This is a genomic window from Halomonas sp. 3D7M, assembly GCF_014897885.1.
Lineage (GTDB): Bacteria > Pseudomonadota > Gammaproteobacteria > Pseudomonadales > Halomonadaceae > Vreelandella.
The window spans coordinates 8596-9354 of record NZ_JABUZF010000237.1; the positions used below are offsets into that span (position 1 = coordinate 8596).

The 759-nt window shown below is 45.5% G+C and carries 1 protein-coding gene; it reads right to left on the bottom strand.

What is annotated here, in order from left to right; translation table 11 throughout:
* The coding region (locus INT22_RS21035) for a solute carrier family 23 protein (RefSeq protein WP_319022078.1) at window positions 1-457 on the bottom strand (457 nt) is incomplete at its 3' end.
* Window positions 458-759: the final 302 nt, after the last annotated feature.

The window sequence follows — 759 nt, forward strand, 5'->3', positions numbered from 1 at the left end:
TCCCTGCCACGACAGGGGGGAACAAATGGCGAATATATTGGATTAAGTAGCCCACCACGACCATGGTCATACCGCCAATCAACTGGGCGCCGAGTATTCCTTCAATCCCGTACTGAGCGCCAACTGCCACAAGCGTCGGTACGTAGGCAAAGCCGACGCCAAAGATAGCAGGTAAGCGTGCACCGAATTTCCACACGCCATACAGATGAAACACGGTGCAGACACCAGATGCCAGCACAGCAATCTGAATAAGCAGAAGCTTTTCTTCAACGCTCGCGCCGACAACCCCTGCAACGATAATAGGCGGTGTTATCACGCCAGCAATCATGGCGAGTAGGTGCTGAAGAGAAAGTGGCAGTACCTTTAGAAATTTAGGTTTTCCATAAAAATCAAAGAGGGAGGTGCTCTTTCCATCTATTCGCGCTCGCTCTTCCGACGAGGATGTGGCGTCACTCATGAGGGACTCTCCTTTGTTGTTGTATTCAATGATTTGAAATTATTGTTCATTTTTAAAGTTAATACTGTACACAAAAAAATCTGCTGAAAATAAATAATTTCGCCCTGTTTATGCTCATCTATTTGGCTAATAGCGCTTCTTGATACGAAAAATAGCGTGCTGATTTCCCAGCTGCGTCTATCATTTTTTTGTTCAAGCATTTGATTTTTAATTTATTTTTAAATATCTCTGCCAGGGGGAGGTTTGTGTCTAGATGCCTGGCCGTCGTCTAGGAAAGAAAACCTGAGCAGCTAAGGTGGCGT